Genomic DNA, 25080 nt, shown 5'->3' with positions numbered 1-25080 from the left:
GAAGGAGTGGAACGCTAATTCACTGGTTGGAACGCCGCTACGCCGGCGGCCGGTAGCCGAGCCTCCGGGAGATCTCCGCGGCCGTGCGCCGCAGCGGCGCCTCCAGCCGCCCGGCCAGCGCCTCGACGGTGGTCGGCGCCATCGTCAGGTAGACCGCGACGTTGATCGCGGCCACCACCTCGCCCGAGCGGTCGCGCACCGGCGCGGAGAACGAGCGCAGGCCCGGGGCCAGCTCCTCGTCGTTGACCGCGATCCCGGTCTGGCGCACCTTGGCCAGCGCGGCCAGCAGCTGCTCCCGGTTGGTGATGGTCTTGGGCCCCCGGCGGGCCATGTCGGTGCGGTCCAGGATCTGCCGCAGCGTCGCCGGGTCCCGGTAGGCCAGCAGCACCTTGCCCATCGAGGTGCAGTAGGCCGGCAGCCGCGAGCCGACGTGCAGGTTGAGGTCCATGGCCAGGGACGTGCGCCGGCTGCTGCGCCGCCGGTCCACGTAGACGACGTCGGGCCCGTCGGCGACGGCCACGCTGATGGTGAACCCGGTCTCGTCGGCCAGCGCCTGCAGCAGCGGCCCGGTGACGCGGGTCAGCTCCATCGAGTCGATCGCGGCGAAGCCCAGGTCGACGGCGCGCGGGCCGAGGAAGTACTTCTTCGTCTCCGGGTCCTGCTGGAGGTACTGCAGTGAGGTCAGCGTGGCCACGTAGCGGTGCGTGGTGCTCTTGTTCAGTCCCACGGCGCGGGCCAGGTCGGCGATCCCCAGCACCGAGCGGTCGCCGGTGAACGCGTCCAGGATGCTCAGCCCGCGCTCCAGCGACACCGAGTGGGACGCGGCGTGGGTCCGGGCGGACTCTTCATCGGTCACAGTGGTCAGCATATGATTCCAGCGTTCCAGTCATCCGAATACTTCTGATCCGCATACGTCGAACGAGAGGACCACGGCACATGGCCCGAGCGGGGAGCGACTGGCGCAAGTCGCGATTCGGGCACTTCATCGGCGGAGAGTGGGTGGCGGCCGGCTCCGGCCGTACCTATCACGACCACTCGCCGTGGTCCGGCGAGGTGCTCGCCGAGGTGGCCGCCGGCGACGCCGAGGACGCGCAGGCGGCCATCGCCGCCGCGCACGCGGCGTTCCCCGGCTGGTCGGCGCTGCCGCCAGGGCGGCGCCAGCACGTCTTCCTGCGCGCGGCCGACATCCTGCACGCCAGGCGCGGCGACATCCTCGACGCCCTCGCCGCCGAGACCGGGTGCGGCCGCTACTTCGGCGAGGTCCAGGTCGACTTCGCGCTCAAGCTGCTGCGCCAGGCCGCCCAGCTCGCCTACCAGCCCACCGGCAGCCTGCTGCCGTCCGACGTCGAGGGCATGCACGCGATGGCGATCCGCCGTCCGGTGGGCGTGGTCGGCGCCATAGCGCCGTGGAACGCCTCGCTCACCCTGTCAGGACGGGCCGTCGTCGGGCCGCTCGCCCTCGGCAACACCGTCGTGGTCAAGCCGTCGGAGGAGGCTCCGTACACCGGCGGCGCCCTGTGGGCGGAGGTGCTGCACGAGGCCGGGCTGCCGGCCGGCGCGCTCAACGTGGTCACGCACGCCCCGGGCGAGGCCGGCGGCGTGGCCGACGCGATGCTGACCAGCCCTCTGGTCAAGCGCATCAACTTCACCGGCTCCACCCCGACCGGCCGGCGCCTGGCCGAGAAGGCGGGCCGTCACCTCAAGCGGGTCGTGCTCCAGCTCAGCGGCCAGAACCCGCTCATCGTCACCCGCGACGCCGACCTCTCCTATGCGGTCGACGCGGCCACCTACGGCGCCTTCATCCATCAGGGCCAGGTGTGCATGTGCGCCCGCCGCATCTACGTGGAGCGGCCGCTGGCCGACGAGTTCACCGCGCGGTTCGCGGCCAAGGTGGCGGCGCTGCCCACCGGCGACCCGCGCGACCCGGCCACCGTGGTCGGCCCCGTGATCAACGAGTGGGCGCTGGCGCTGCTGGACCGCCGGGTCAAGGAGGCCGTCGAGCTCGGCTCCCGCGTCCTCGCGGGCGGCGTGCCCCAGCCCCCCTGCTACCCCGCGACCGTGCTGACCGACGTGCCGGACGAGGCCGAGATCGCGCAGGGCGAGACGTTCGGCCCGGTCGTGATCGTGGAGGCCGTCGGCTCGGCCGACGAGGCGGTGACCCGCGCCAACGCCTCCGACCTGGGCCTGGCCGCGTCGGTCATCACCGGCGACCCCCGTTACGGGCTGAAACTGGCCTCCCGGCTGGACGTCGGCATCGTGCACGTCAACGACCAGCCGGTCAACGACGAGCCGCAGATGCCGTTCGGCGGCGTCAAGGACAGCGGCTGGGGCCGGTTCGGGCTCGGGTTCGCCGCCGAGGAGTTCAGCGAGCTGCAGTGGGTCACCGTACGGGACCAGGACCGCGCCTTCCCCTTCTGACCGTCGTCTCATTCGTCGTAACGGGTGTAGATCGCCGCCGACGTCCCGGTGGGGTCCAGCCTGGCCAGGATGGCGTCGGCGATGGCGGCGAGCTGGTCGAGCTGCTCCGGGGTGAGGGTGTCGACGACGTGGTGGTGGACGGTGGCCACGTGGCCGGGGGCCGCCTGCCGTACCTTCTCCCATCCCTCGTCCGTGAGCCGGACGTGCGTGGTGCGGCGGTCGCGCGGGCAGGAGAAGCGCTCCACCAGGCCCCGCCCCTCCAGGCGGGTCACCACGTGGGAGAGCCGGGGGAGTGTGGCGTTGGTGCCCCAGGACAGCTCGGTCATGCGCGAGGTCCGTCCGGGCGTCTCCGACAGCGTCGCCAGCACGTAGTACTCGAACTCCGTCAGGCCGGCGTCGCGGCGCAGCTGGGCGTCGAGCACGCCGGGGAGCAGTTCGAGCACCGCGCGCAGCCGGACCCAGGCGCGTAGCTGCGGCCGGTCGAGCCAGGGAGTGTCCAAAGAATCCGTCCTCACCGGGAATGGTTGTAGCGACAAGTTTGCTGTCCATGATGATCCTGCCTCATGAACGGGCCCGTCACCGTCATGGCACACCGCAGCATCCCGGCACCAAGGAGCCCGCATGACCACGCCTGCCCAGTCCCCGACCGCCGCCGCCGACGCCCGTATCCCGGCAGCACACCCCTTCGCCGCGCACCTGCGGCGCGCCGCCGCCCTGGAGGCCGCCGACCCGCACCGGGCGTGGACGCCGCAGGACGGGCCGCTGCCCAGCCTCTACCTGTCCCACGGCGGCGGGCCCCTGCCCTTCCAGGCCCCCGAGTGGCTCACCCCGCTGCACGACTGGGCCCGCTCCCTGCCCAAGCCGAAGGCGATCCTGGTCGTCTCCGCGCACTGGGAGTCCGCGCCGCTGTCGGTGAGCGCCGACCGGCCCGACGAGCTGGTGTACGACTTCGGCGGCTTCGACGCCCTGTACTACACCTTCCGCTACGACACCCCGGACGCCGGCGAGCTGTCCAGGCAGGTCACCGGCCTCATGCCGGACAGCGAGCACGTGCACCGGCACGCCCGGCGCGGCCTCGACCACGGCGCCTGGGTGCCCCTGAAGATCATGTACCCGGCCGCCGACATCCCGGTGCTGCAGCTCAGCCTGCCCACCGAGGACCCCGACCGCCTGCTGGCCATCGGCGAGCGGCTGCGCCCGCTGCGCGACCAGGGCGTGCTGGTGATCGGCTCCGGGCACATGACCCACGGGCTGCCGTTCCTGACCAGGGAGATGTTCCAGGGGAACCTGGTGCCCGGCTGGTCGTCCGACTTCGACGCCTGGGCCGCCGACGCGCTGGCCCGCGGGGACGTCGCCGAACTCGCCCGCTTCCGCACCGCCGCCCCCGGCATGCCGTACGCCCACCCGACCGTGGAGCACTTCACCCCGCTGTTCGTCACCCTCGGCGCGGCCACCGACCCCACGGCGCCGGTGGTGACCAGGCTCGACGGCTACGGCGTGGGCCTGTCCCGCCGCTCCTTCGAGGCGGCCTGAGGGTAGCCGTCAGCCAGCAGCCCGCAGCCGGCCTCACCGGAGGCCGGCGTGGCGGGGCACCCGTTGCGTTCAGCGAGGCGAGCGGCCGCCTGACGAAATCGGCGCCTGCCGCAGCCTGGCCGCGCGCGCCATGCAGCCGTTTCAACGTGAACACATGAGCGACCAGTCATAAAACAAGAAGATGAGTAGGGCGGTGAGACTCGCACCCCCGACCTACAGATCATGAGAATCCTCGGTTGATGTCGCCCAGTATCACGGAGTGCTGTTTTATATTGTCGTCGCCGCCATCGCCTGGTCATTTGCGTCCGCAGACAGGATGGCTCGCAGCAGCCCTCGGACGCGACGCATGGTCCGCTTGGCGTGCATGGACACGAATTCCGGCCAGCTCTGTCTCGCCGCCGGCTCATCACCTTGGCACAGGGGTGAAGGCGCACGGTAACTCTATGTTCGGTTTCGAAGACGTTTCCGGTCCTGGCCGATATGGTGGCGCGTTGACGATCGGCCAAGTCCGTAAGCCTTCCGGAGCTTCTACGTGCGTACCGCAGCGGCAATTCTGTCCCTCATACTCGCCATCACCATCCTGCCCGCACAACCCGCCACGGCCGCGGTTTCCGCCGCGTCGTTGCCGGGCGGCAAGACCACCTTCGTCATCTCACAGGGTCACCTGAAGGCCGCCTCCCAGCAGAACTGGCTACGCCTGGGCAACTACCGCTTCGCCGCGAACGGCACGGTGAGCGCCTCCATGTACCTGTGGTGGCAGCGTCATCCCCAGGCAAGGCAGCGCACCGGCACCGTCCCCGACTCGAGCTGCACCACCAAGGCGGGTGGCAAGCAGTCGCGGCCTCGCACCTGCGAGGTGCTGACCGCCGGGGGCTTCACCGGGACCCCCGACGAGAGCCGCACCGGGACGTACACCATGTCAGGCGACGTGCTCACCATCCGGTGGAAGATCGCCCAGACGTGGACGGAGCAGTGGTACGTGCGGACCTCGCCTGACGGCAAGCTGGCCCGCCTGGACCTCAAGCAGAGCACCTTGGCCACGAATGGGTACGGCTACGGCAGCAACGCCGCGATCAGCACGCGCCGCGCGATGAGCTCGGTGAAGGCGTTCCCCGGCTCGCTCAGGCAGGACCTGAGGAGCTGGGCGAGCGGTAAGCTCGTCACCTCCGACAACCAGCCGTTCGGCCTGTCCTCCTTCCGCGCCTGCTCCGCCACCACCTCGTGCCTGACCTACCTGCAGCCCTCCTCGAACAGCGCCTGCAAGAAGGAGGGCGGCTGCCCCAAGTACGGTGGCGGAACGAGCGCCAACATCACCTCCATCCAGTACTACCTGACGATGATCTCCAAGTCCGACCGCCGCGACACGCTGTGGCACTGGTGCACCTGCCTGGCGATGGAGCGGGACGAGTTCTGCTACACCGGCAACTCCCATGTCAAACCGCTCATGCAGATCATCGACGACACCGGAGCCTTCCGCGGCTGGGTCGGTGCTGAGGCATCCTTCTCGACCGGCTCCCGAGCGACGGACATGTTGGCGGTCCTGCGCATCTCCGACTTCCGCTGACCGGCCTTGTCGGGACTGTAAAACCAGCGGCGGCCGAACGGGTGGGAGCGGTCGTACAGCCGCGTCGGCGCTTATCGAGATCATGGGCCACCCCCGGCCGGTCACCTCCTGCCCGGAGTCGTACGACGTGGCCGTCCAGCGGCGGTTGTGGGCCGTCTCCGAAGATCTCACCGGGGTGACGTTCCCCGTCGCCGCGCCCGCTTCAGGAGCGGCCGTCACGGCGTAGCGTGGATTGTCCGTAACGCCGGGCCCGGCAGTGAGGAAACATCTGAAAGCACATTCCTCGGCGAGGGCGGTCCGCGCCCCCCGTCAGGCCCGGCGATCGTCGCCGATCCATCAGGGAGAGATCTTGACGCACAGTGGCAAAGAGACGGACCCGCAGGATCCGGAGTACGCCGACGCCCCGGCTGCAAGGATCAATCCGCACATTCCTCACCCCGCCCGGATCTATGACTTCTTACTGGGCGGCAAGGACAACTTCGCCTCCGACCGTGAGGCCGCCAAGGGGCTCATCGAGCTGTCGCCGGGCACCCGTGAGGGCGTGCGCGCCCACCGCGCCTTCGTGAGCCGGGCCGTACGGTATCTGGCGGCCGAAGCCGGCATCACCCAGTTCCTCGACATCGGCACCGGGCTCCCCACCCAGGACCCCACCCACGTCATCGCCCAGCGGGCCGTGCCCGAGGCCCGGGTGGCCTACGTCGACAACGACCCCATCGTCCTCGTGCACGGGCGTGCCCTGCTGACCGGTGACCCGGCGGGCGCGACGGAGATGATCGAGGCGGACCTGCGGCAGCCACAGAAGATCCTGTCCGACCCCGCGGTCCGGGAGGTGCTCGACTTCACCCGTCCCGTGGCCGTCATCCTGGCCGGGATCCTGCACTTCGTCACCGATGACGAGGACCCGTACGGGGTGGTCGAGCAGCTCAAGGCGGTGGTGCCCAGCGGCAGCCACCTGCTGCTGTCGCACATCACCATGGACTTCGCCGACAACCTGAGCCGCGAGGAGTTCACCAAGCCGTACGACAACAGCTCCGCCCCCATGGTGCCGCGCAGCCACGACGAGACGCTGCGCTTCTTCGAGGGCTGGGACCTCCTGGACCCGGGCCTCGTCGAGGTCGTCACGTGGCGGCCGGACCCGGTCGAATACCAGGAACAGATCCCCGGCGGCCACGCCTGGGCCTACGGCGGCCTCGCCGTCAAACCCTGAGACACCCCCCGGCGTGCGCCGTCCCAGCACGACGATGAGGTCGGCCGCCTGGGCCGTGGTGAGCCGGTGCGTCACCAGGACGGTCACGCCGCCCCGCGGCCGGCCCATGCCGGCGTACTGCTGGAACAGCCGCTCCTCGGCCCGCGCGTCCAGGCCGGCGGTCGGCTCGTCCATGATCAGCAGCCGCAGGCCCTCGTCGGCCTTAAGGGGCGGCCTTCCGCGTGCCCGCCCGCCTGGCGTGCCGGTTGGCACCACCGCGGCGGCACCGAGGTCGGCGTCAACGGTGCCGGTGCGGCTTTGTACGGCCGTTCAGGCGGGCGGGAGTCATGGGTGAAAAAGGGGCGCGGGAGGGTAAGGACGCGGCGTTTTTCCGGCCGATCGAGGGCAGGCGTCATGGCCGCGGCGACGTAAAACCGGACGATCAGGCGGGCGGGGGCTCAGGGACGGGGTGCGGGTCTCGGGGACGGGTCCTGAGGGCTCAGGTGGACCCGCCATCACTCGCCGATTCGGTGGCGTGACCGTCGGTCCGGATGTGGTGCACGCTCCTCCTCGATCAAGTGGGGTGGCTAGCCGCATTAAAAGAGGGGACTTTCGCCGACACAAGGGTGAAATCGTTTTCAATTTAGGTAACGTTCCGGTAACTAACACCGAAACGGTCGCTGGCATGCGCAGACATCAGCGATGCCAACTCGTTACGCGACGAAGGGGTTCACGGTCGGACATTCGCGTGTTACAACCCGATTAATTGATCTCAGAGATAAACAAAGGGGCAGGTGGTGCGCATGTCGTACAAGCCACCCAACCGCGCCCCGGGCAGCGCTCCACCGGCGGGTCCTGCCGCGCTGCGCCGGGCGAACCTCTCGCTCGTGCTGCGCGAGCTGCGCGACCACAAGGTCCTGTCCCGCGCCGACATCGCCGAGACGACCGGGCTGCACCGCGCCACCGTCTCCAACCTGATGGCCGAGCTGCTGGAACGGCGTCTCGTACGCGAGGTCGGCGTCAGGCACGCCGGCGCCGTCGGCCGCCCCAGGCGCGCAGTGGCCTTGCACGGCGCGCACGTCGGCGCGCTCGGCATGGAGATCAACGTCGACTACATCGCGGTCCACGGCACCGACCTCAGCGGCCGGGTCCTGGTCGAGCGCCGGATCGTGCACGACGCCGTGGGCAGCGGCCCGGACGGCTCCGTGCGGCGGCTCGCAGCCGTGGCAGGGCAGGCCGTCGAGGCCATGCGGCGGGCCGGAGCGACCCCCGCCGGCATCGCGGTCGCCGTCCCCGGGCTCGTGGACGTCACCCGCGGCGTCGTGACGCTCGCCCCCAACCTGTCCTGGCACGAGCTGCCCCTGGCCGAGCGGCTGACCTCCGTGCTCGGCCCGTTGCGCCTGCCGGTACGGGTGGACAACGACGCGAACCTCGCCGCCCTGGCCGAGTACACCTCCGGCGTCGCCGCCGGCACGCCCTACCTGGTGTACCTCACCGGCGAGGTCGGGGTCGGCGGCGGCATCATCCTGGACGGCCGGCTGCTGCGCGGCGCGGACGGCTTCTCCGGCGAGGTCGGGCACCTCCAGGTGGACCCCGACGGCGCCCAGTGCGGGTGCGGCCGCGCCGGATGCTGGGAGACCAAGGTCGGCCTGGCCGCGCTCGTCCGCGCGGCGATGCCCGAGCAGGCGTACGGGCTGCCCGGCAGGCCGGTGCCCGACCCCGGCGAACGGGTGAGCGACATCGCCGACGGCCTGGCCGCGGGCGACCCGCGGATGACGGCGGCGGTGGCGCAGGTCGGCGAGTGGCTCGGGCTCGGCGGCTCGATCCTGGCCAACCTGTTCAACCCGCGCGTGATCGTCATCGGCGGCTACTTCGCCTCGCTGGCCCGGTGGCTGCTGCCGCACGCGCAGGACCAGCTGGACCGGCTCGTGGTGGCGGCCCCCGCCGCCCGGTGCCGCCTGGTCGCCTCCACACTCGGCTTCGGCGCCGCCTCCCGGGGCGCCGCCAGCATGGTGGTCAGCGACGTCATCGACGACCCGACGGCGATCATCGGCACATCACCCCGGCCGGCACCCGTCTGACGGCCCCGCAGACCTGGAGACGGCACCCTCCAGCACCCCGCAAGATCCGCTCCACGAAGTGGCAACAGCGCGGCGGCGCGCGCCTCGCCTGACGTCCCCCCGGTCAGGAAGGGTTTTCCATGTCACCACGTCATCGCACGTGGGCCAGGCTGCTCCGTGCGGCCCTGCCGTTACGCGGACGGCGCCTCAGGCGCCGAGCCGTGACGACGATGGCCTTATCCGCCCTCGTCGCCCCCCTCGCCGTCCCTCTCGTCCCGATCCTCGCGGCGCCCGCGAGCGCCGAGGCCGCCACGGCGGCCGAGCCCGCCTACAAGGTCCTCGTCTTCTCCAAGACGACCGGTTTCCGGCACGACTCCATCCCCGAAGGCATCGCGGCCGTGCGGCAACTCGGCCAGGACAACGACTTCGCGGTCGACACGACCGAGGACAGCGCCCTGTTCACGGACCAGAACCTGGCCCAGTACAAGGCCGTGATCTTCATGTCCACGACCGGTGACCCGCTGAGCACGCAGGACCAGAAGGACGCCTTCCAGCGCTACATCCAGAACGGCGGCGGCTTCGTAGGCGTCCACGCGGCCGCCGACAGCGGCTACACCTGGGAGTGGTACGGCAAGCTGGTCGGCGCGTACTTCAAGAGCCACCCGGCGATCCAGCAGGCCACGGTCAAGGTCGAGGACCCGGCGCACCCGTCCACCAAGGACCTGCCGACGACCTGGACCCGTAGCGACGAGTGGTACGACTACCAGGCGAACCCGCGCCAGACGGTCCACGTGCTGACGTCGATGGACGAGACCTCCTACACCGGCGCCACGATGGGCGCCGACCACCCGAACACGTGGTGCCAGGACTTCGACGGCGGCCGTTCGTGGTACACCGGGCTCGGCCACATGAAGGAGAACTACAGCGAGCCGAACTTCCTGAAGCTGCTGCTCGGCGGCATCCAGACCGCCGCGGGCGTCGTCAAGGCCGACTGCTCGGCCTCGCAGAGCTCCAGCTTCGAGAAGGTCACCCTCGACGACAACACCTCCAACCCGATGATGGTGGACGTCGCGAAGGACGGCCGGGTCTTCTACATCGACCGCCTCGGCGAGGTCAAGATCATCAAGCCGGCCGGCGGCACCGTGACGGCGGCCGATCTGGACGTCTTCACCGCCAACGAGAGCGGTCTGCTCGGCCTCGCGCTCGACCCCGGCTTCGACACCAACCACTGGGTGTATCTGTACTACTCGCCCACCGGGACGAACGTCGACCGGCTGAGCCGCTTCACCGTCACCGGCGACACCCTGGACCTGGCGAGCGAGAAGAGGATCCTCGACGTCCCGGTCCAGCGGGCCGAGTGCTGCCACCACGGCGGCGGCATGGTGATCGACCCGAAGACCGGCGACCTCTGGCTGGGCACCGGCGACAACACCAACCCGTTCGCCTCCGACGGCTACACGCCGATCGACGAGCAGTCGGGCCGGTCGAGCTGGGACGCCCAGCGCAGCGCGGGCAACACCAACAGCCTGAGCGGCAAGCTGCTGCGCATCCACCCCGAGGACGACGGCACCTACACGATCCCATCGGGCAACCTGTTCGCACCGGGCACGGCGAAGACCAAGCCGGAGATCTACGGCATGGGCTTCCGCAACCCGTTCCGCATGGGCCTGGACCCCAAGACGGGTCACATCATGCTCGGCGAGTACGGCCCCGACGCCAACTCCGCCAGCGCCACCCGCGGCCCGCAGAACACCGTCGAGTGGAACATCGTGTCCGAGCCGGGCAACTACGGCTGGCCGTACTGCGTCGGCGACAACACCCCGTACGTCGACTTCAACTTCGCCACCAGGCAGTCGGGGTCGGCGTTCAACTGCGCGGCGCCGGTCAACGACTCGCCGAACAACGACGGCCTGACCAGCCTGCCGCCGGTCATCCCCGCGACGGTCTGGTACCACTACGCGGCCGACCCGCAGCACTTCCCGGAGCTGAGGGGCGGCGCCCCCATGGGCGGCCCGGTCTACCGTGACGACCCCGACCTGCAGTCGGACGTCAAGTGGCCGGCGTACTGGGACGGCAAGGCGCTGTTCGGCGAGTGGAACAACGACAAGATCTGGTCGTTCCAGCTCGACGAGGACGGCACCGAACTCGTCGAGATGAACCCGATCCTCGGCACGTTGTCGTTCAAGAAGCCGATGGACATGAAGTTCGGCCCCGACGGCGCGCTCTACCTGATCGAATGGGGCTCCGGCTTCGGCGGCGACAACGCCGACTCCGGCATCTACCGCATCGAGTACACCAAGGGCACCCGCCCGCTGATCGCCCGCGCCACCGCGGACAGGACGGACGGGCCGCTGCCGCTGGCCGTCACGTTCTCCAGCGAGGGCAGCAGGGACCCGGACGACAAGCCGATCACCTACGCCTGGGACCTCGACGGCGACGGCGAGACCGACTCCACCGACCCGAACCCGTCCTTCACCTACGAGGAGGGCGGCGACTACAACGCCGTCCTGACCATCACCAACCCCGACGGCAGGACCGCCACCGCGAGCGTGGCGATCAGCGCGGGCAACACCCGCCCCACCGTCTCGGTGGACCTGCCGCCGAACGGCTCCTTCTTCGAGTTCGGCGACCAGGTGAAGTTCGAGGTCACCGTCACCGACCCCGAGGACGGTACGATCGACTGCGACCGGGTGCAGATCCAGGCGATCCTCGGCCACGACAGCCACGGCCACCCGCTGGACCAGCACAAGGGCTGTGAAGGCGTGCTGCAGACCCAGCAGGCCGGCCACGGCGAGTACGACAACCTCTTCTACGTCATCGAGGCCAGCTACGCCGACGACGGCGCCAACGGCGCCAAGTCGCTGACCGGGCGGGGCGAGGTCCTGCTGGAGCCCAAGCGCAAGCAGGCCGAGCACTTCTCGCAGACCGGCCGGGTGAGCGGCGGCACCGGCACCGACGCCGCGGGCGTCGCGGCGGAGACGACCAGCGACACCCAGGGCGGCAACAAGCACATCGCGTTCATCCAGGACGGCGACTGGTGGTCCTTCGACCCGGCGAACCTGTCGAACCTGACCGCGATCCGGCTGCGCGCCTCCTCCGGCGGCCCCGGCGGGACCGTGCAGATCCGGGCGGGCGACCCCGAGACCGGCACGCTGGTCGGCTCGGTCGAGGTGCCGCCCACCGGCGGCTGGCAGACGTTCACCGACGTCACTCTCGACCTGACGGAACCACCGTCGGCGAGCGGGCCGCTGTACTTCGTCGTACGCAAGCCCGCGGACGCGGCCGACGACGCCTACCTGATCAACGTCAACTGGGTCGACTTCGTCGGCAAGGGCGCGACCGACAACCAGCACCCGGTGGTGACCGCGACGGCCACACCAGCGACGGGCGTCGCCCCGCTGCAGGTGGCCTTCACGGCGACGGCCACCGACCCCGAGGACGACCCGCTCACCTACAAGTGGAACTTCGGCGTGGCCGGCGCACCCGAGCCCACCACCGCCGAGGCGAGCCACACCTACACCGCGCCGGGCACCTACACCGCCGTGGTGACCGTCACCGACGACAAGGGCGCGTCGGCCACCGCGCGGGTCCAGGTCAAGGTGGACGCCCAAGCCACCGTGTGCTTCACCGGCCGGTCCGACGACTTCCTCGGCGACCAGCTCGACCGTGACCGCTGGTCCGTCGTCCGCGAGAATCAGGACCTCAAGGTCGAGGACGGCAAGCTGGTGATCCCGACCTCGACCACCGACATCTACAGCACGGGCGGCAACACGCCGAACATCGTGCTGCAGCCGGCTCCCTCGGGCGCCTGGACGGCCACGGCCAAGCTCACGCTGGACGCGCGGGACGCGTACCAGCAGGCGGGCCTGGTCATCTACGGCGACGACGACAACTACGCCAAGATGGTGCTGCAGGCGCGCTCGACCTCGGGTCCCGACCACGCCAGCCGCATCTTCCAGTTCATCAGGGAGGAGAACGCCGCCCCCAACGAGGTGTCGGAGAGCAACACGGCCTCCCTCGGCGACGCCTACCCCGACACCGTGTACGTGCGGTTCGTCAGCGACGGCAGCACCATCAGCGCCCACTACTCCTCCGACGGCAGCACGTTCACCGCGATGCCGCAGACCAAGTCGCTCGCCGGGATCACCAGCCCGAAGATCGGCCTGATCTCGCTCGCCGGGGCCAACCACCCGGTGGTGGACGCGGCCTTCGACTGGTTCCACATCACGCCGGACGACACGGCGACCGCGCCCGCCCCGGACGACGAGTTCGACGGCACCGCGCTCGACACGTGCCGCTGGAGCGCGGTCGTGCGCCCCGACGCCACCGCCGCGCGGGTGAGCGGCGGGAAGCTGGAGCTGGACACCACGACGGGTGACATCTACGGGACCACCAACACCGGCCCGAAGAACCTCATCCTGCAACCGGCCCCGGACGGCGACTGGACGCTGGAGACCAAGCTGGACGCCTCGGCGCTCAACGAGCAGTACCAGCAGGGCGGCCTGATGGTCTACACCGGCGACGACGACTACGTGAAGCTCGACTTCCTCACCACCAACTCGCCGGGAGCCACGGTGGCGCGGGCCATCGAGCTGCGCAGCGAGGTCGGCGGCACCGTGCAGAGCCCGCAACCGCAGGCGAACAACCTCACCGGCGGCGAGTGGCACCTGCGGCTGAAGAAGGAGGGCGACACCTTCACCGGCTCCTACTCCTCCGACGGCCAGACCTGGACGGACCTGTCCGCTCCGGTGAAGAACAGCGCCGTGGCCGAAGACGCGAAGGTCGGCGTCTACACCATCGGCACCAACCAGACGGCCTCGAAGACGGTCACGTTCGACTTCTTCCGCCTGACCGGGGCGGCGCAGGTCGAGCTGGCGGTCTCCGCCGCGTCCCGCTGCATCGGCACCTCGGCGTACGTGGCGGTCACCGCCGTCAACACCTCCGAGACGGCGGCGACGGTGACGCTGACCACGCCGTACGGCACGAAGACCGTGGCCGGCGTGGCCCCGGGCAAGCAGGCGTACCAGTCCTTCAACAGCCGGGCCGGGCAGATCGACGCCGGCACGGTGACCGTGAAGGGGACGGCGACGATCGGCGGCCAGGAGGTCACCTCGTCGTACGACGCCGCGTACCCGGCGCTCGACTGCAGCTGAGACAGAACCCCCGGGGCCGGCCGCTGGGCCGGCCGGCCCCGCCCACTCATAGATGGAGCGATCACATGAGAATCAACAAGGCCGCGCGGCTGCTCGCCGCCGCGGTGGTCGGTGTCGCGCTCGCCGGCGCCGGCCTGGCCGGTCCCGCCGTGGCCGAGGACGATCCCGAGGACGGCATCGACGTGTCGGTGACCATCGAGCCGGGCACCACTACCGGCCAGGTGTCCATGACCGTCGCCGACAACGGCGGGGTGGCCCTGCAGGAGAACGGCTCCGACGCGGCCGCCCGCCAGTTCGTCGGCACCCTGCCGACGGTCACGGTGACCGACACCCGCGATCCCGGGGAGATCCCCGACGGTGACTTCTGGGCGGTCGTGGGCCAGGCCGGCGAGTTCACCGCGACGGACGGCTCCGCGCCGCCCATCGGCCCGCAGTACCTGGGCTGGCGGCCGCGGCTGCTGAGCGACTCCTCGACCGGCGCGGTCGCGGCCGGCGAGCCCGTCTCCAGCGTCATCTCCGACGGCTCGGGAGCGCCCACAGTCGGCCTGCGGGGCCAGGAGCTGCTGGTGTCCACGGCGAACTCCGCCGACGAGATCGGCACCTGGGAGGTGAACGCCGACCTGGCGCTGCGCACGCCCACCGACGTCGCCGCCGGCGAGTACCACTCGACCCTGACGCTCTCCCTGTTCAACCAGTCCTGAGCCATTTTCCGGGGCGCGGGACGCCATCGCCGCCCGGGACCCTGCGGGGTTCCGGGCGGCCACGACGACGAGACTGGAGACATCCTCTGTTGACCATCAACCGTGCGCGAGGCGTCCTCGCCCGCCTCGCCGTCCTCGCCGCCCTGCCGGCCGCCGTCCTGGTGGGGCCGGCGGCCCCGTCGCACGCCGACACCACCTGGTCGGTCGTGCCGGCCAACGCGGGCGGGCCCGACGGCCGCAGCGTCATCGACCTCGAACTCCCCGGCGGCGGGCAGGTGGTCGAGCACGTCGCGGTCATCAACCGCTCCACCGAGCCGGTCGAGTTCGGGATCGACGCCAACGACGGCTACCTGACCTCCAAAGGCTACTTCGACATGCGGCCGTCGGACGTCGCGCCGGTGGACGGCGGCTCGTGGATCACGGTGCCCGAGAAGGTGACCATCGCCGCCGGCGCCACCTCCGTCGTGCCGGTGACGGTGTCGATCCCCGGCAACGCGACGCCGGGCGACCATCCCGCCGGAGTGACCGCGTCCCTGGAGACGGTCTCCGGGCAGGTACGGGTCCAGAACCGGGTGGGCGTCCGCCTGAACATCCGGGTCACCGGCGACTACGTCGCCAAGGTGGCCGTCAGCGGGGTGCGGGCGGAGTACACGGGCTCGTGGAATCCCTTCGTCCCTGGGACGGTCGAGGTGACGTACACGGTGGCCAATGCCGGAAATATCCGGCTCGTCAGTGACAACCGGGTGCTGTCGTCCACGCTGTTCACCGAGAACTCCTGGAGCGACCCGTCCGCGGCCAGGGCCAGGGAGCTCATGCCGGGCGGCAGCCGTACGTACGTCGCGCGGGTGGTGGGGGCCTGGCCGCTGGGGCCGGTCCGTACGACGGTCGTGGCGGCCCCCTCCCTCGCCGGTGCGGCGGTGCCGGACGTCGCCGTGCGGCAGGCGGCGGTCGCCACCACGGTCTGGGCGCTGCCGTGGCCGCAGCTCGGCCTCGTCGTCCTGCTCGTCCTCGCCTTCTTCGCCCTCCGGCTGAACGCCGCGCGGCGCCGCAGGCGCATCGAAGAACTGATCAGGCTCGCCCGTGAGGGCAGGTCGCAGGAGGCGTGAGTCCCGTCACCCGCCCTCAGAGGTGGCGGCCGTCAACCGGCCCGGGCGCCGGCATCGAATCGCAAGGGAGCCATGTTCCGTGAAGAAGGCATCGGCCTACGTCCTGACCCTCCTGCTGTCCTGGGCCGGGCTGGTGCTCTGCGCACCGGCCGCCCACGCGCACGGCGGGCCGATCAAGCTGGAGGTGACGGGTGACGGGGCCGACAACGTCAACGTGCTCGTGACGTACGAGAAGGACGGCCATCCCGTCACCGAGATCGTCGCGGCGACGCTGACCGCCACCTCGTCCGACGGCCGTGCCTTCGGCCCGGTCCCGCTCCGGTCGGCCGGCGAGGGCCAGAACCTCTACCGCTCCGCCGAGCCGCTGCCCAGCGGCGAGTGGCGGGTGACGGTGAGGGCGACCGAGCCGGCCAAGGCGAAGAAGACGGTGAAGGTGAAGGCCGGCGTGGTCGCCGCGCCGGTGGCGGAGACGTCGGCACCGGGCCCGACCGCCGCGCCCGCGCCGGGCTCGACGACCGCTCCCGCACCGGGTACGACGGCCGCCCCCGCTCCTGGCCAGGCGTCCGCACCCGCCCACCTGCACGAGGCCGCGGCGGACGCGGCGGGTAAGGCGGACGGGGACGGCGCGGTGGGGAGCGTGCTGCGGATCGGCGTCATCGTCCTCGCGGCGCTCGCCGCCCTCGCGGCCTGGCTCGTCCTGGCCCACCGGCACCGGCAGACCCGCCCCTGAGCACACGCCCCCGCCGCTCGTATCAGCGGCCGCGACCGTGGAGATCATGGACGCTGAGCACAGGCCCCGTCGTTCGTGTCAGCGAACACTCTCCGGCGGTTCGCGCGCGAAGAAGATTGATGTCGGCTCGTGCTCGGCGCTCCGGCATCGGCCAGGTGGCCGTGGGTGCTGGGGAGGAGCGACTGCAGCGCCGCGAGACCGCCGGACTCGACCGGTGAGGGCGGTGCGTTCTCCGGTGCGGTGACGCGGAAAGTGGTCGGCGCCATCCTGTAGATCGCGCGGAATCGGCGGGAGAAGTGGTACGCGTCCGCGAACCCGCACTGAACGGCGATCGCCTGCATGGACAGGTTGCTCTGCCACAACAGTGGTTCTGCCCTGGTCAGGCGCAGGAGTTCGATGGCGGCGACGGGGCCGATGCCGAATCTCCGGCGAAACATGCGGCACAGCGTGCTCGCCGAGACCTGGGCGGCTGCCGCGAGTTGCCGCATCGGGATCGGCCGCGCCACCCCGTCGGCCCAGTGCTCGCGCACGGCGTGCATCATCTCGACAACGGGCTCCGGCAGGGCCGCCGGTGTGAGTTCCACCGGCGAAGGGCCGGCCAGGAAGGTCAGCACCAGCAGGCGGAGCGTTTCGCCGGCTTGAGCCCGCCAGCCCGGCGGGCACTCGCTGCCCAGCCAGAGCAGATATCGGCACAGGGCGCCCATGGGGTCGTGCCGGCCGGTCAGATCCCGCACCAGCGGCCAGTCCGGCCGACCATGACCGTCGAGCGTGAAGTGCACGTACGCGTGCCGAGTCATCGTACGGGGATCCCAGCGGAACGAGTCGCGCATTCCCGGCCGGATGAGCAGCAGCTTTCCCGGCACCAGCGGGAGCAGGACGTCGTCCCACACCCAGGTGGCACTGCCCCGCAGGAGCCAGACGAACTGGTAGGACCTGGCCTCCCGCGGGCCGAAGGCCGAGCCCGGCGGGTAGTCCGCGACGGTGGGTCCGAGGCGGGGCAGCACCTCGATGGAGATCACCTGTCGCAGCCGCCGTCCCGGTTCGGGCGAATTCGCGGTTGGCGCACCTCCCGGAGACCTTTGTACGCGTACGGGTCGCTGCCCGCGACGAGGACGATGTCCCGGTGGTCGGCCTGTGCCATGGGTGTTCCCGCCGGCGGGGCGTCCCACGGCAGGAGGGACTCCGCGCTCATGTAGTGGTTGACCAGCGCTCTCCGGTATCCGTGCCGGCCGGTGTTGGGCAGCGACCTGTGCAGCAGGTAGCCGTTGAACACGACCACGGAACCGGCGGCGACCTCGACGGGCACCGCGTCGGATTCGTCGAACGGGAAGCCGTAGGACTCCACCGTGCAGTCGTAGCGGGGGTCGTCGTGCTCGCGGTTCGGGTAGAGCACGCCGGATCGGTGCGATCCCGGTAGCACCCAGAGGCAGCCGTTCTCGATGGTGGCGTCGTCGAGCGCGAGCCAGGCCGCCGTGAGCGAGCGGTCCCGGGTCGGGATGAACATCTCATCCTGGTGCCAGGCCTGCCCCGGCTCTCCCTCGGACTTGATGAACAGCATTGACTGCATGGCTTTTACGTTCGGACCGATAACCGACGTGAGCGCCGTGACGATCGCCGGGTGGCTCATCGTGGCGAGCATCAGGCCGGAGAGCTTGTGCGGGTAGTGCACGCACAGGAACCTGCGCAGCACGTCCTCGTCGGTGTCGGCGGGGTCGGCGGGGAGCGCGCCGCGGATGGCGCCCAGCTCGCCGCGGCAGATGCGTACGGCCTCTTCGACCAGCTTGTCGACCTCGCCCGGGCCGAAGGCGCGATCGAGGACGACGTAGCCGTCGCGCTCGTACTGGATCTTCAGATCAGCGTTCCTCACGGCTCCATCATCGACGTCGCGGCCTCGTTCCCGCCATGGTGCGAGCGCGCATCGGGATGGCTGATCGAGTCATCTATTGACGTGCCCGATCTTGAGAATTAGCCTTTTACTCACTGCCTAATACGTATTAATAAGGATTCGCATGGCTCCTCCCCGGCGGCAACGCCGACCCCCAGGTGGACATCGCCGAATCGACCCGGCCGGCGGTCCTCGCGGCCGCGGCCGAGCTGGGCTACTCGGTCGACATCGCCGCGCGCAGCCTCAAGGGCGGGCGCAACCACCTGCTGGGCCTGGTAGCACCCCTATTAGGAGGATCGAGATGTTACGTCCGCCCGGTGAGCGGCCCGGAGTGCTGGTCGCGATGCTGCGTTTGACGCTGGTGTCGTGCATTGTGGCCATGGGGACTCTGTTCTCTCCGGCGTCTGCCGCGGTCGCGATGCCGTCGAGTGCCGGCTCGTTCAGCGAGACCGAGCTGTGGGACGCGACTGATACCAATGACCCGTACGTACGCATGCATGTGCAGGCGTTCGCCGTGGTTCCGGCGGGAACACCCCTGCCCGCCTCTGGCGGCCAGGAGGCCCTGGCCGGCGATGTCGTGCTCGCCGTCACCGAGGGGCGTAAGTCCGACTGCGACTGCGCCAAGAAGGACCTGCTGCTGCGGCGCAGCCTGGACGGGGCGCGTACCTGGTCCGCCAGTGTCGTGGTGGTCACCGACGATGCGCCCGAGGGTGACAGCATCGGCAGCCCGTCGTTGCTGGTGGACGGGCAGATAGGTGCGGTGTTCCTGTTCTACCGCGGCGCGAACGCGTCGACGTTCGTCAAGCGGAGCGACGACGCCGGCGCGACCTGGGGTGCACGGGTGAACCTGAGTTCGCTGTACGCCACCAACCCGAACGGCTGGACGAGCCAGGCCCCCACCCCGGGCCACGGGATCCAGCTCGTCAACGGCCGGCTGCTGATGCCCGTCAGCCACAAGGCCTCCGGCTCCGAACCCCGCTATGGGGTCGATCTGCTGCTCAGCGACGACCATGGGGTCAGCTGGCGGCGCAGCGCGCCAATCCCGTTCTCCACGAGCTATCCGATCGGCGAGAGCCGGGTCTTTCAGCGCAGCGACGGTGCGGTTGTGATCAACGGCCGGTGGGGCGCGGGCGGGACCCATTACCGCATCACGTCGACCAGCACTGACGGCGGGGCGACCTGGTCTGCGCCGGTGGTCGACGACTCGGTCGAGCAATTCGTCGCCGTCGACGCCGGTCTGATCCGCTACACCCGCGGACCGGTCAACCGAATCTTGTACAGCCGGCCGGACTCCGCGGCGCGGGAGAACATGACCGTCTCGGTCTCCTACGACGAGGGCGCCAGCTACCGCTACAGCCGGGTGGTCAATCCTGGCCCGTCCTACTACTCCGACCTCGCGTCGCTGGCTGACGGCACGATCCTGCTGATCTATGGACGCGACGGCGACTCACGCGCTTTCCCGGAACGCATCGCGGTGGCTCGGTTCGACCTTGAGTGGCTGACGAACGGGCGCGACAGTCTGGCCAGTGGGCCGGGGTTCGTTCAGCGCGAATACGAACTCGCCATCCCGCAGGCCCGGACCAACACCGGTGGCGCGCCGCAGCTGGTCTCGGACGCCAATGCCGGAGGCGGCAAGGTCATCCGGCACGGAGCGAACGGTCTCGGTGACTACGTCGAGGTCCCGTTCGACGTCACGACCGCGGGCAGCTATGAGATGTCCGTACGCCAGCACCGTCGCAGCGACCGGGGCCGGATCCGCACGAGCGTCGACGGGACGGATCTGCCATACGGCCGGGTCGATCCGACGATGACGAAGGGTGAGGGCTTCCGGCTCTATCCCCTGGGCGTGGTCACGCTGGCCGCAGGCATGCACTGGATCCGGTTCACCCTTGTCGACGCGGGCCGTGGTGGCGGGAAGGTGATCGCTCCCGATCAGCTCATGCTGATCTCGGGCGGGCCTGCCGCTGATCCGCTGCGAACCGTCGCGGACAACAACGCGCCGGCCGGCTTCGAAATCGTGTCCGGCACGTGGGACACCGATGCGACCGGGGTGGCGGGGTATTACGGGCAGTTCTACGCGACCCATCCGGCGGGTACCGGCGGCGCGGTGGCGCGGTTCCGGCCCGACGTGCGGATGACCGGGACGTACGAGGTGGCCGTCTGGTATCCGGCGCACTCGAACCGGGCCTCGAACGCGCCCTACGTGGTCAAACATGCGGACGGGCAGGCGACATTCCGGGTCGACCAGCGCACCGAGGGCGGACGGTGGGTGGTGCTGGGCGCCTTCTCCTTCGTCGCCGGCGACACGGCCACCGTCGAGTTGTCCGACGACGCGGACGGGTACGTCGTCGCCGACGCGGTGCGCCTTGTCCGGCTCGGAGGCGTCGCGGACAACAGCGCGACCGGCTTCGAGATGGTGTCCGGCTCCTGGAATCCGGCGACCGGCGTGTCCGGGTACTACGGGCAGGATTACCGGACCGCTCCGGCGGGCACCGGCGCGTCGAAGGTCCGCTGGCGGCCGGACGTACCGGCGAGCGGGGTGTACCAGGTTGCGGTCTGGTACACCGCGGACGGGAACCGGGCGTCGAACGCGCCGTACGTGGTGAACCACGCGGGCGGGTCGACGACGATCCGCATCGACCAGCGGACTCGGGGTTCCCAGTGGGTGTCACTGGGCTACTTCCTGTTCGCTGTCGGCACGGGCACGGTCGAGTTGTCCGACGACGCGGACGGGTACGTCGTCGCCGACGCGGTGCGGCTCATCTATCAGGGCGTGGTGGCCGACAACGCCTCGACGAGCTTCTCCGTGGTGACCGGTACCTGGAACACCAACGCGCAGAGCGTGCCCGGGTATTATGAGCGGAACTACGCCACCAGCCCGGCGGGCACCGGCGCGGCGAAGGCGCGATGGACCCTGGCGGTGCCAACGAGCGGGGTTTACCAGGTTGCGGTCTGGTACACCGCGGACGGGAACCGGGCGTCGAACGCGCCGTACGTGGTGAACCACGCGGGCGGGTCAACAACGGTCCGGGTCGACCAACGGTCCCGCAACGGACGGTGGGTGTCGCTCGGTGAGTACTCGTTCGCTGCCGGCGTGGCCACCGTCGAGCTGGCCGACGACGCCAACGGATACGTCATCGCCGACGCGGTACGGATTCTGTACCAGCGCAGCGCAAATGCATCGAATTCGGGCATTCATTCATGAAGCGCTGGCGGCGATTTGCCCCGTACCGCCGCATGTCGGCTGCTCTATCTGCTCGCGCTCCGAGTGTTCGGCCGGCTGATGTCGCTGGGCCGCGGCCAGGCGTCGAAGGATGCAGAGATCATGGTGTTGCGTCACGAGGTGGCGGTGCTGCGGCGCCAGGTCGGACGGCCGAAGCCGGACTGGCCCGATCGGACCGTTCTCACGGCGCCGGCCGACGGTTGCCGGCGGCGCTGCGCGGTCATCGGCTGGTCACTCCGGCAACGACGGAATTTTCGGCAGGCGCAGTCCCACGTGTGGGGCTGCCGCCCGAAGCCGATGCCGCTCGTCGTGGTAGCGCAGCAGCACCTGCGCCACCGTCAGGCAAACGACCTCCGCATCGGTGACCACCGGTCGGCGGTCAGGGCCGCGGTGTGGCTGTCGCGAGGGGATGATGCGGTCGGTGAGCTCGACGTACGGTGCGATCAGGAGAGTGTCCAGGTCGGCGATCACGAAGCCCCCAGCGGTCCGACGTGGGTAGACACGCCGAACCTGGACACTCTTCGTTCTCCAGTCATCTGCCGCTAATCCCGATCAACCATCTAGTTGGTTGAGCCGCTGCGAGTCGGGGAGAGCGTGCCGTGCGAGGTACGAACTACGAGCGGTCGACGTACCACTCGCCGCAGACGCTCGGACGGCCGTCGTTGGGGCGCATGCAGGCACGCACCGCGAAATGGTGCTGGGTGTCGGTGTTCCAGTTCATGACCTGTTCGGAGGTTGCCCGCGTGAACGGGCCGCACTGTTTCCAGCCGCCGTTGTTCCTGACGATGTTGTCGTCGTAGAAGTGCGTGGGGACGCTGCTCGGCATGGCTTGGAGGCTGCGGTCGGCCCACACCTGGTCGCCGGTCTTGTAGGTCGCTGCCGTGATGGCGGCGAAGCTGTGGTTGAAGGCACGGCCGTTGCGCAGCTCCACGTCGCGGCCGTACGCGCTGAAGGACACGCCCCAGCCGACCCGACCGAAGACGTCCCAGGAGTAGTTGTCGCACTCGGACGGCGTCCGTGCGGCGCTCTGCTGTGTGGAGGTCGCCGTCGTGGCGCTTGCGTTGACCGGGGAGGTGATGCCGAGCACGCCGAGACTGCCGGCGATCACGACCACCGCGGGGATCATTCGCTTCTTGGTTCTCATCCTTGGCCTTACCTCCGAAATCGGTGCACCGCGCACGCTCACACATGAGGGCGGCGCACATGGGGGAACTCAGGGTCAGGTCGGGTCGGCGCCAGGGCGGATGGGCCGGACGGACGCGAGACAGCTTCGCAACACCGCCATCGTCCCGCAACAGCTCTGGGACGGCTGGGACGCTGAGACATGATCAAGCCCTTGACGTGTGGTGTTCATGTCGTACTGGGATACTCCCTCCATCTCTGACCAACCTGAGATGGGGTGGCGAAGTGGCGACGGAGCGGCTTGCCGAGTTGCTGTCGGAGCTGAAGCTCCGCAGCGGCCGCAGTTACGAGGCTCTCGGGCGCCGCACCGGCATGAGCAGGTCCACGGTGCACCGGTACTGCCGTGGTGAGATCGTTCCGGACAGTTACGGGCCGCTGGAGCGCATCGCCAAAGCGTGCGGCGCGACCAAGGAGGAGTTGGACGAGCTGTACCGGCGCTGGTCCCAGGCTGCGGAAGCCTCCCGGCCGGACGAACTCGACGCGTCCGCCGATCCCGTGGGACGTCCCACACCTGAGGTGGCGTCTGCGCCTGTGGCGTACGCCGCGAGGGCTGTATCCGCCGGGTCTGCCGGGTCCGCCGGGGCGGTCACACCGGCGGAATTTGAGGGGACGACGTATCCCTCCGATAACCGAAATTCGGTGTCGATCAGCTCGTACGGCCCGCCGGAGGTGGTGTCGCTGCGCCGCAGGTACGCCAGCGCACGTCAGAGGCTCGTCGTCATGGGTCCCTGGCTGGCGATCGTGTGCCTGGTGGCGCTCACGGCGAGTGCGCCGATGGCGTCGCGCTCGGCACGCCAGGCGCATGCGGTGGCGCAGTGGATCACCGGTCCGGCGTGGGTGAGTCCTCCCGCTCCCGTGCCGCGCACCCTCTTCGGCGTCACCTTGAACAGTTCCACCGGCACGATGCCCGGGTTCAGGGTGGGTGCGGTCCGATTATGGGACAGTGGCACCCGGTGGGCCGAGATTCAGCCACGGCGAGGCGAGTTCGACTGGACGGTCCTCGACCGCCACGTCGCAGGGGCACGCGAGGCAGGGTTACCTGTCCTTTTCGTGCTGGGTGGGACGCCGGAGTGGGCCAGCCCCGGCGGTCCGCCCGCCCCGTATCCGGACGGTACCCGGGCCTCGTCTCCCGACTCCCTCGCTGATTGGGACGCCTTCGTGCGCGCTCTGGTCAAGCGTTACCGCGGGCGCATCGAGGCGTACGAACTCTGGGTGCTCGCGACCGACCCCCGGTTCTACTCCGGCAGCATTGAGAACCTGGTCGAGATGACCCGCCGGGCTTCAAGGATCATCCGGGCGGAGGACCCGAGGGCGACGCTTGTCTGTCCCGGAATGGGAAGCCTGTGGAGCCGCGAAGGGCAGGACGTGCTGCGGCGCTTCGCCCATCTGGGCGGGTACGGCTTCTGCGACGTCGCCGGTATCAAGCTGTATCAGCGCAGCGCCTCCGACCCGCCGGAGAGCATGCTCGCCCTTGCCGCCACCGTCGACCGGGTGCTCCACGAGGCGGGGATCCAGCCGCGCCTCTGGAGCACGGGGACCACCTACTCGATCACCCTCGAACGACCTCTCGACGAGCAGAAGGCCCGCGACTACGCCGTGCGTTTCTTCCTCACAGGGCTGTACGCGCGCAAGGCGAACCTGGAGCGCATGTACTTCTACAACTGGGGCGGTACGAAGATCCCGATCGTCCTGCAGGCAGAGGGAGGCGCTCCGACCAGGGCCGCGCTGGCGGTCGAGCAACTGCAACGCTGGCTCGCCCGCGCCGAGAGCCGGTCATGCGGCAACGGCCTGGCGATCAACCTCTCCGAGAACGTCTGGCAGTGCGAGTTCACCATCACCGGCCCCGAGCACCGCTACACCGCGACGATCCGATGGGCGGTCACCGGTACGGCGGACACGACGGCAGGCCCCAAGGCCACGATGGTACGCAGGCTGGACGGTAGTGCTGAGGTCATACGGCCCGGCGACACCGTGACCGTGACCGAGGAACCCATCCTGATCGAAGACCACCCCTAGATGGTTGATCGGGGCGGCCACTCGATGCCTGTGGGTGCCGCTCCGGCATGAGCCACTCCGCCTCCCCGGGCGCCACGTCCTCGATGCGGGCCTGAATCCTCCACATGTCGCAGAAGGCCGCCGAGCCGAGCCCGCTTTGGGTTCAGGAGCTTTGGAAGCAGCGCGGCCAAAGGGCAGGGAAGGGTTGAATCCGGCCCCATGGCCTTCTGAGAATTGCCGTGAAACTTTCAATATGTTTCCAGACTGAACGACGCGATAAGTGCCAGCAAAACGGCATGGGAGCGCCGCCCGTCACGTCAGAGGAGCGAGCCGCGCCTTGACGG

The 25080-nt window shown here is 69.9% G+C and carries 18 protein-coding genes; 12 read left to right on the top strand and 6 right to left on the bottom strand.

The annotated features are described in order from the left end of the window. Nucleotides 1-37 precede the first annotated feature (37 nt). A complete protein-coding gene (locus BMW85_RS46620; RefSeq protein WP_245775476.1) occupies nt 38-856 on the bottom strand; it encodes an IclR family transcriptional regulator in 819 nt (272 codons plus the stop codon). Between the two features lie 80 nt (nt 857-936). On the opposite strand from BMW85_RS46620, the gene BMW85_RS46615 reads away from it, so the two are divergent. Continuing rightward, nucleotides 937-2418 (top strand): aldehyde dehydrogenase family protein, encoded by a 1482-nt coding sequence (locus BMW85_RS46615; protein WP_091094193.1) that lies wholly within the window; start codon nt 937-939, stop codon nt 2416-2418. A gap of 8 nt (nt 2419-2426) precedes the next feature. Here the strand turns inward: BMW85_RS46615 and BMW85_RS46610 are convergent, their stop codons facing one another. Then, complete coding sequence (locus tag BMW85_RS46610) at nt 2427-2918, bottom strand: MarR family winged helix-turn-helix transcriptional regulator (RefSeq protein ID WP_091094192.1); 492 nt, start codon at nt 2916-2918, stop codon at nt 2427-2429. A 121-nt stretch (nt 2919-3039) separates the two neighbouring features. On the opposite strand from BMW85_RS46610, the gene BMW85_RS46605 reads away from it, so the two are divergent. The 9 genes from BMW85_RS46605 (at nt 3040) to BMW85_RS50230 (ending at nt 16451) form a co-directional block, all read left to right on the top strand. Then, nucleotides 3040-3951 carry a dioxygenase family protein gene (locus tag BMW85_RS46605; RefSeq protein WP_091094191.1) on the top strand — a complete coding sequence of 304 codons (912 nt, stop codon included), beginning with the start codon at nt 3040-3042 and terminating at the stop codon, nt 3949-3951. Nucleotides 3952-4483: 532 nt separating this feature from the next. Further along, complete coding sequence (locus tag BMW85_RS46600; protein WP_143082654.1) at nt 4484-5515, top strand: hypothetical protein; 1032 nt, start codon at nt 4484-4486, stop codon at nt 5513-5515. 82 nt (nt 5516-5597) lie between these two features. Further along, entirely contained in the window at nt 5598-5741 is a 144-nt protein-coding gene (locus BMW85_RS49105) for a hypothetical protein (RefSeq protein ID WP_218156237.1), read from the top strand. 123 nt (nt 5742-5864) lie between these two features. Beyond that, complete coding sequence (locus tag BMW85_RS46590; RefSeq protein ID WP_091094188.1) at nt 5865-6722, top strand: SAM-dependent methyltransferase; 858 nt, start codon at nt 5865-5867, stop codon at nt 6720-6722. Nucleotides 6723-7504: 782 nt separating this feature from the next. After that, nucleotides 7505-8782 carry an ROK family transcriptional regulator gene (locus tag BMW85_RS46585; RefSeq protein WP_091094187.1) on the top strand — a complete coding sequence of 426 codons (1278 nt, stop codon included), beginning with the start codon at nt 7505-7507 and terminating at the stop codon, nt 8780-8782. Nucleotides 8783-8991: 209 nt separating this feature from the next. Beyond that, entirely contained in the window at nt 8992-13914 is a 4923-nt protein-coding gene (locus BMW85_RS46580) for a ThuA domain-containing protein (RefSeq protein ID WP_245775482.1), read from the top strand. 65 nt (nt 13915-13979) lie between these two features. Beyond that, nucleotides 13980-14615 carry a hypothetical protein gene (locus tag BMW85_RS46575; protein ID WP_091094185.1) on the top strand — a complete coding sequence of 212 codons (636 nt, stop codon included), beginning with the start codon at nt 13980-13982 and terminating at the stop codon, nt 14613-14615. Nucleotides 14616-14704: 89 nt separating this feature from the next. Beyond that, on the top strand, nt 14705-15721 hold the full coding sequence (locus BMW85_RS46570) for a COG1470 family protein (RefSeq protein WP_091094184.1): 1017 nt from the start codon (nt 14705-14707) through the stop codon (nt 15719-15721). Between the two features lie 79 nt (nt 15722-15800). Continuing rightward, on the top strand, nt 15801-16451 hold the full coding sequence (locus BMW85_RS50230) for a hypothetical protein (RefSeq protein ID WP_091094183.1): 651 nt from the start codon (nt 15801-15803) through the stop codon (nt 16449-16451). Between the two features lie 44 nt (nt 16452-16495). Here BMW85_RS50230 and BMW85_RS46560 read toward each other — a convergent pair whose 3' ends face one another. Beyond that, nucleotides 16496-17470 (bottom strand): helix-turn-helix transcriptional regulator, encoded by a 975-nt coding sequence (locus BMW85_RS46560; RefSeq protein ID WP_091094182.1) that lies wholly within the window; start codon nt 17468-17470, stop codon nt 16496-16498. After that, nucleotides 17467-18318 carry a phytanoyl-CoA dioxygenase family protein gene (locus BMW85_RS46555; RefSeq protein WP_091094181.1) on the bottom strand — a complete coding sequence of 284 codons (852 nt, stop codon included), beginning with the start codon at nt 18316-18318 and terminating at the stop codon, nt 17467-17469. The genes BMW85_RS46560 and BMW85_RS46555 overlap by 4 nt, the downstream gene beginning before the upstream one ends. Nucleotides 18319-18637: 319 nt before the next feature. Between BMW85_RS46555 and BMW85_RS46550 the strand changes: the two genes are divergently transcribed. Beyond that, nucleotides 18638-21541, top strand: coding sequence for a golvesin C-terminal-like domain-containing protein (locus tag BMW85_RS46550; RefSeq protein WP_091094180.1), 2904 nt, complete (start codon nt 18638-18640; stop codon nt 21539-21541). A gap of 249 nt (nt 21542-21790) precedes the next feature. On the opposite strand, the gene BMW85_RS49095 is transcribed toward BMW85_RS46550, so the two are convergent. Together BMW85_RS49095 and BMW85_RS46540 are read right to left on the bottom strand one after the other, a co-directional pair. Beyond that, a complete protein-coding gene (locus BMW85_RS49095; RefSeq protein ID WP_143082652.1) occupies nt 21791-22030 on the bottom strand; it encodes a hypothetical protein in 240 nt (79 codons plus the stop codon). A gap of 142 nt (nt 22031-22172) precedes the next feature. Continuing rightward, nucleotides 22173-22703: a hypothetical protein gene (locus tag BMW85_RS46540; protein WP_143082651.1), complete on the bottom strand. Its 531-nt coding sequence runs from the start codon at nt 22701-22703 to the stop codon at nt 22173-22175. A 263-nt stretch (nt 22704-22966) separates the two neighbouring features. On the opposite strand from BMW85_RS46540, the gene BMW85_RS46535 reads away from it, so the two are divergent. Continuing rightward, nucleotides 22967-24757, top strand: a complete 1791-nt coding sequence (locus BMW85_RS46535; protein ID WP_218156235.1) for a helix-turn-helix domain-containing protein — start codon at nt 22967-22969, stop codon at nt 24755-24757. Nucleotides 24758-25080 lie beyond the last annotated feature (323 nt).

Origin of the sequence: Nonomuraea wenchangensis (genome assembly GCF_900111685.1) — a bacterium.
Taxonomy (GTDB): domain Bacteria; phylum Actinomycetota; class Actinomycetes; order Streptosporangiales; family Streptosporangiaceae; genus Nonomuraea; species Nonomuraea wenchangensis.
This window is presented reverse-complemented; position numbering and strand designations above follow the sequence as displayed.

Bases quoted from the DNA above. Each gene is read 5' to 3' on its own strand.
- BMW85_RS46550 (WP_091094180.1), top strand. From the start codon at position 18,638: ATGTTACGTCCGCCCGGTGAGCGGCCCGGAGTGCTGGTCGCGATGCTG.
- BMW85_RS46580 (WP_245775482.1), top strand. From the start codon at position 8,992: ATGGCCTTATCCGCCCTCGTCGCCCCCCTCGCCGTCCCTCTCGTCCCG.
- BMW85_RS46605 (WP_091094191.1), top strand. From the start codon at position 3,040: ATGACCACGCCTGCCCAGTCCCCGACCGCCGCCGCCGACGCCCGTATC.
- BMW85_RS46585 (WP_091094187.1), top strand. From the start codon at position 7,505: ATGTCGTACAAGCCACCCAACCGCGCCCCGGGCAGCGCTCCACCGGCG.
- BMW85_RS46540 (WP_143082651.1), bottom strand. From the start codon at position 22,703: ATGAGAACCAAGAAGCGAATGATCCCCGCGGTGGTCGTGATCGCCGGC.
- BMW85_RS46575 (WP_091094185.1), top strand. From the start codon at position 13,980: ATGAGAATCAACAAGGCCGCGCGGCTGCTCGCCGCCGCGGTGGTCGGT.
- BMW85_RS49105 (WP_218156237.1), top strand. From the start codon at position 5,598: ATGGGCCACCCCCGGCCGGTCACCTCCTGCCCGGAGTCGTACGACGTG.
- BMW85_RS46615 (WP_091094193.1), top strand. From the start codon at position 937: ATGGCCCGAGCGGGGAGCGACTGGCGCAAGTCGCGATTCGGGCACTTC.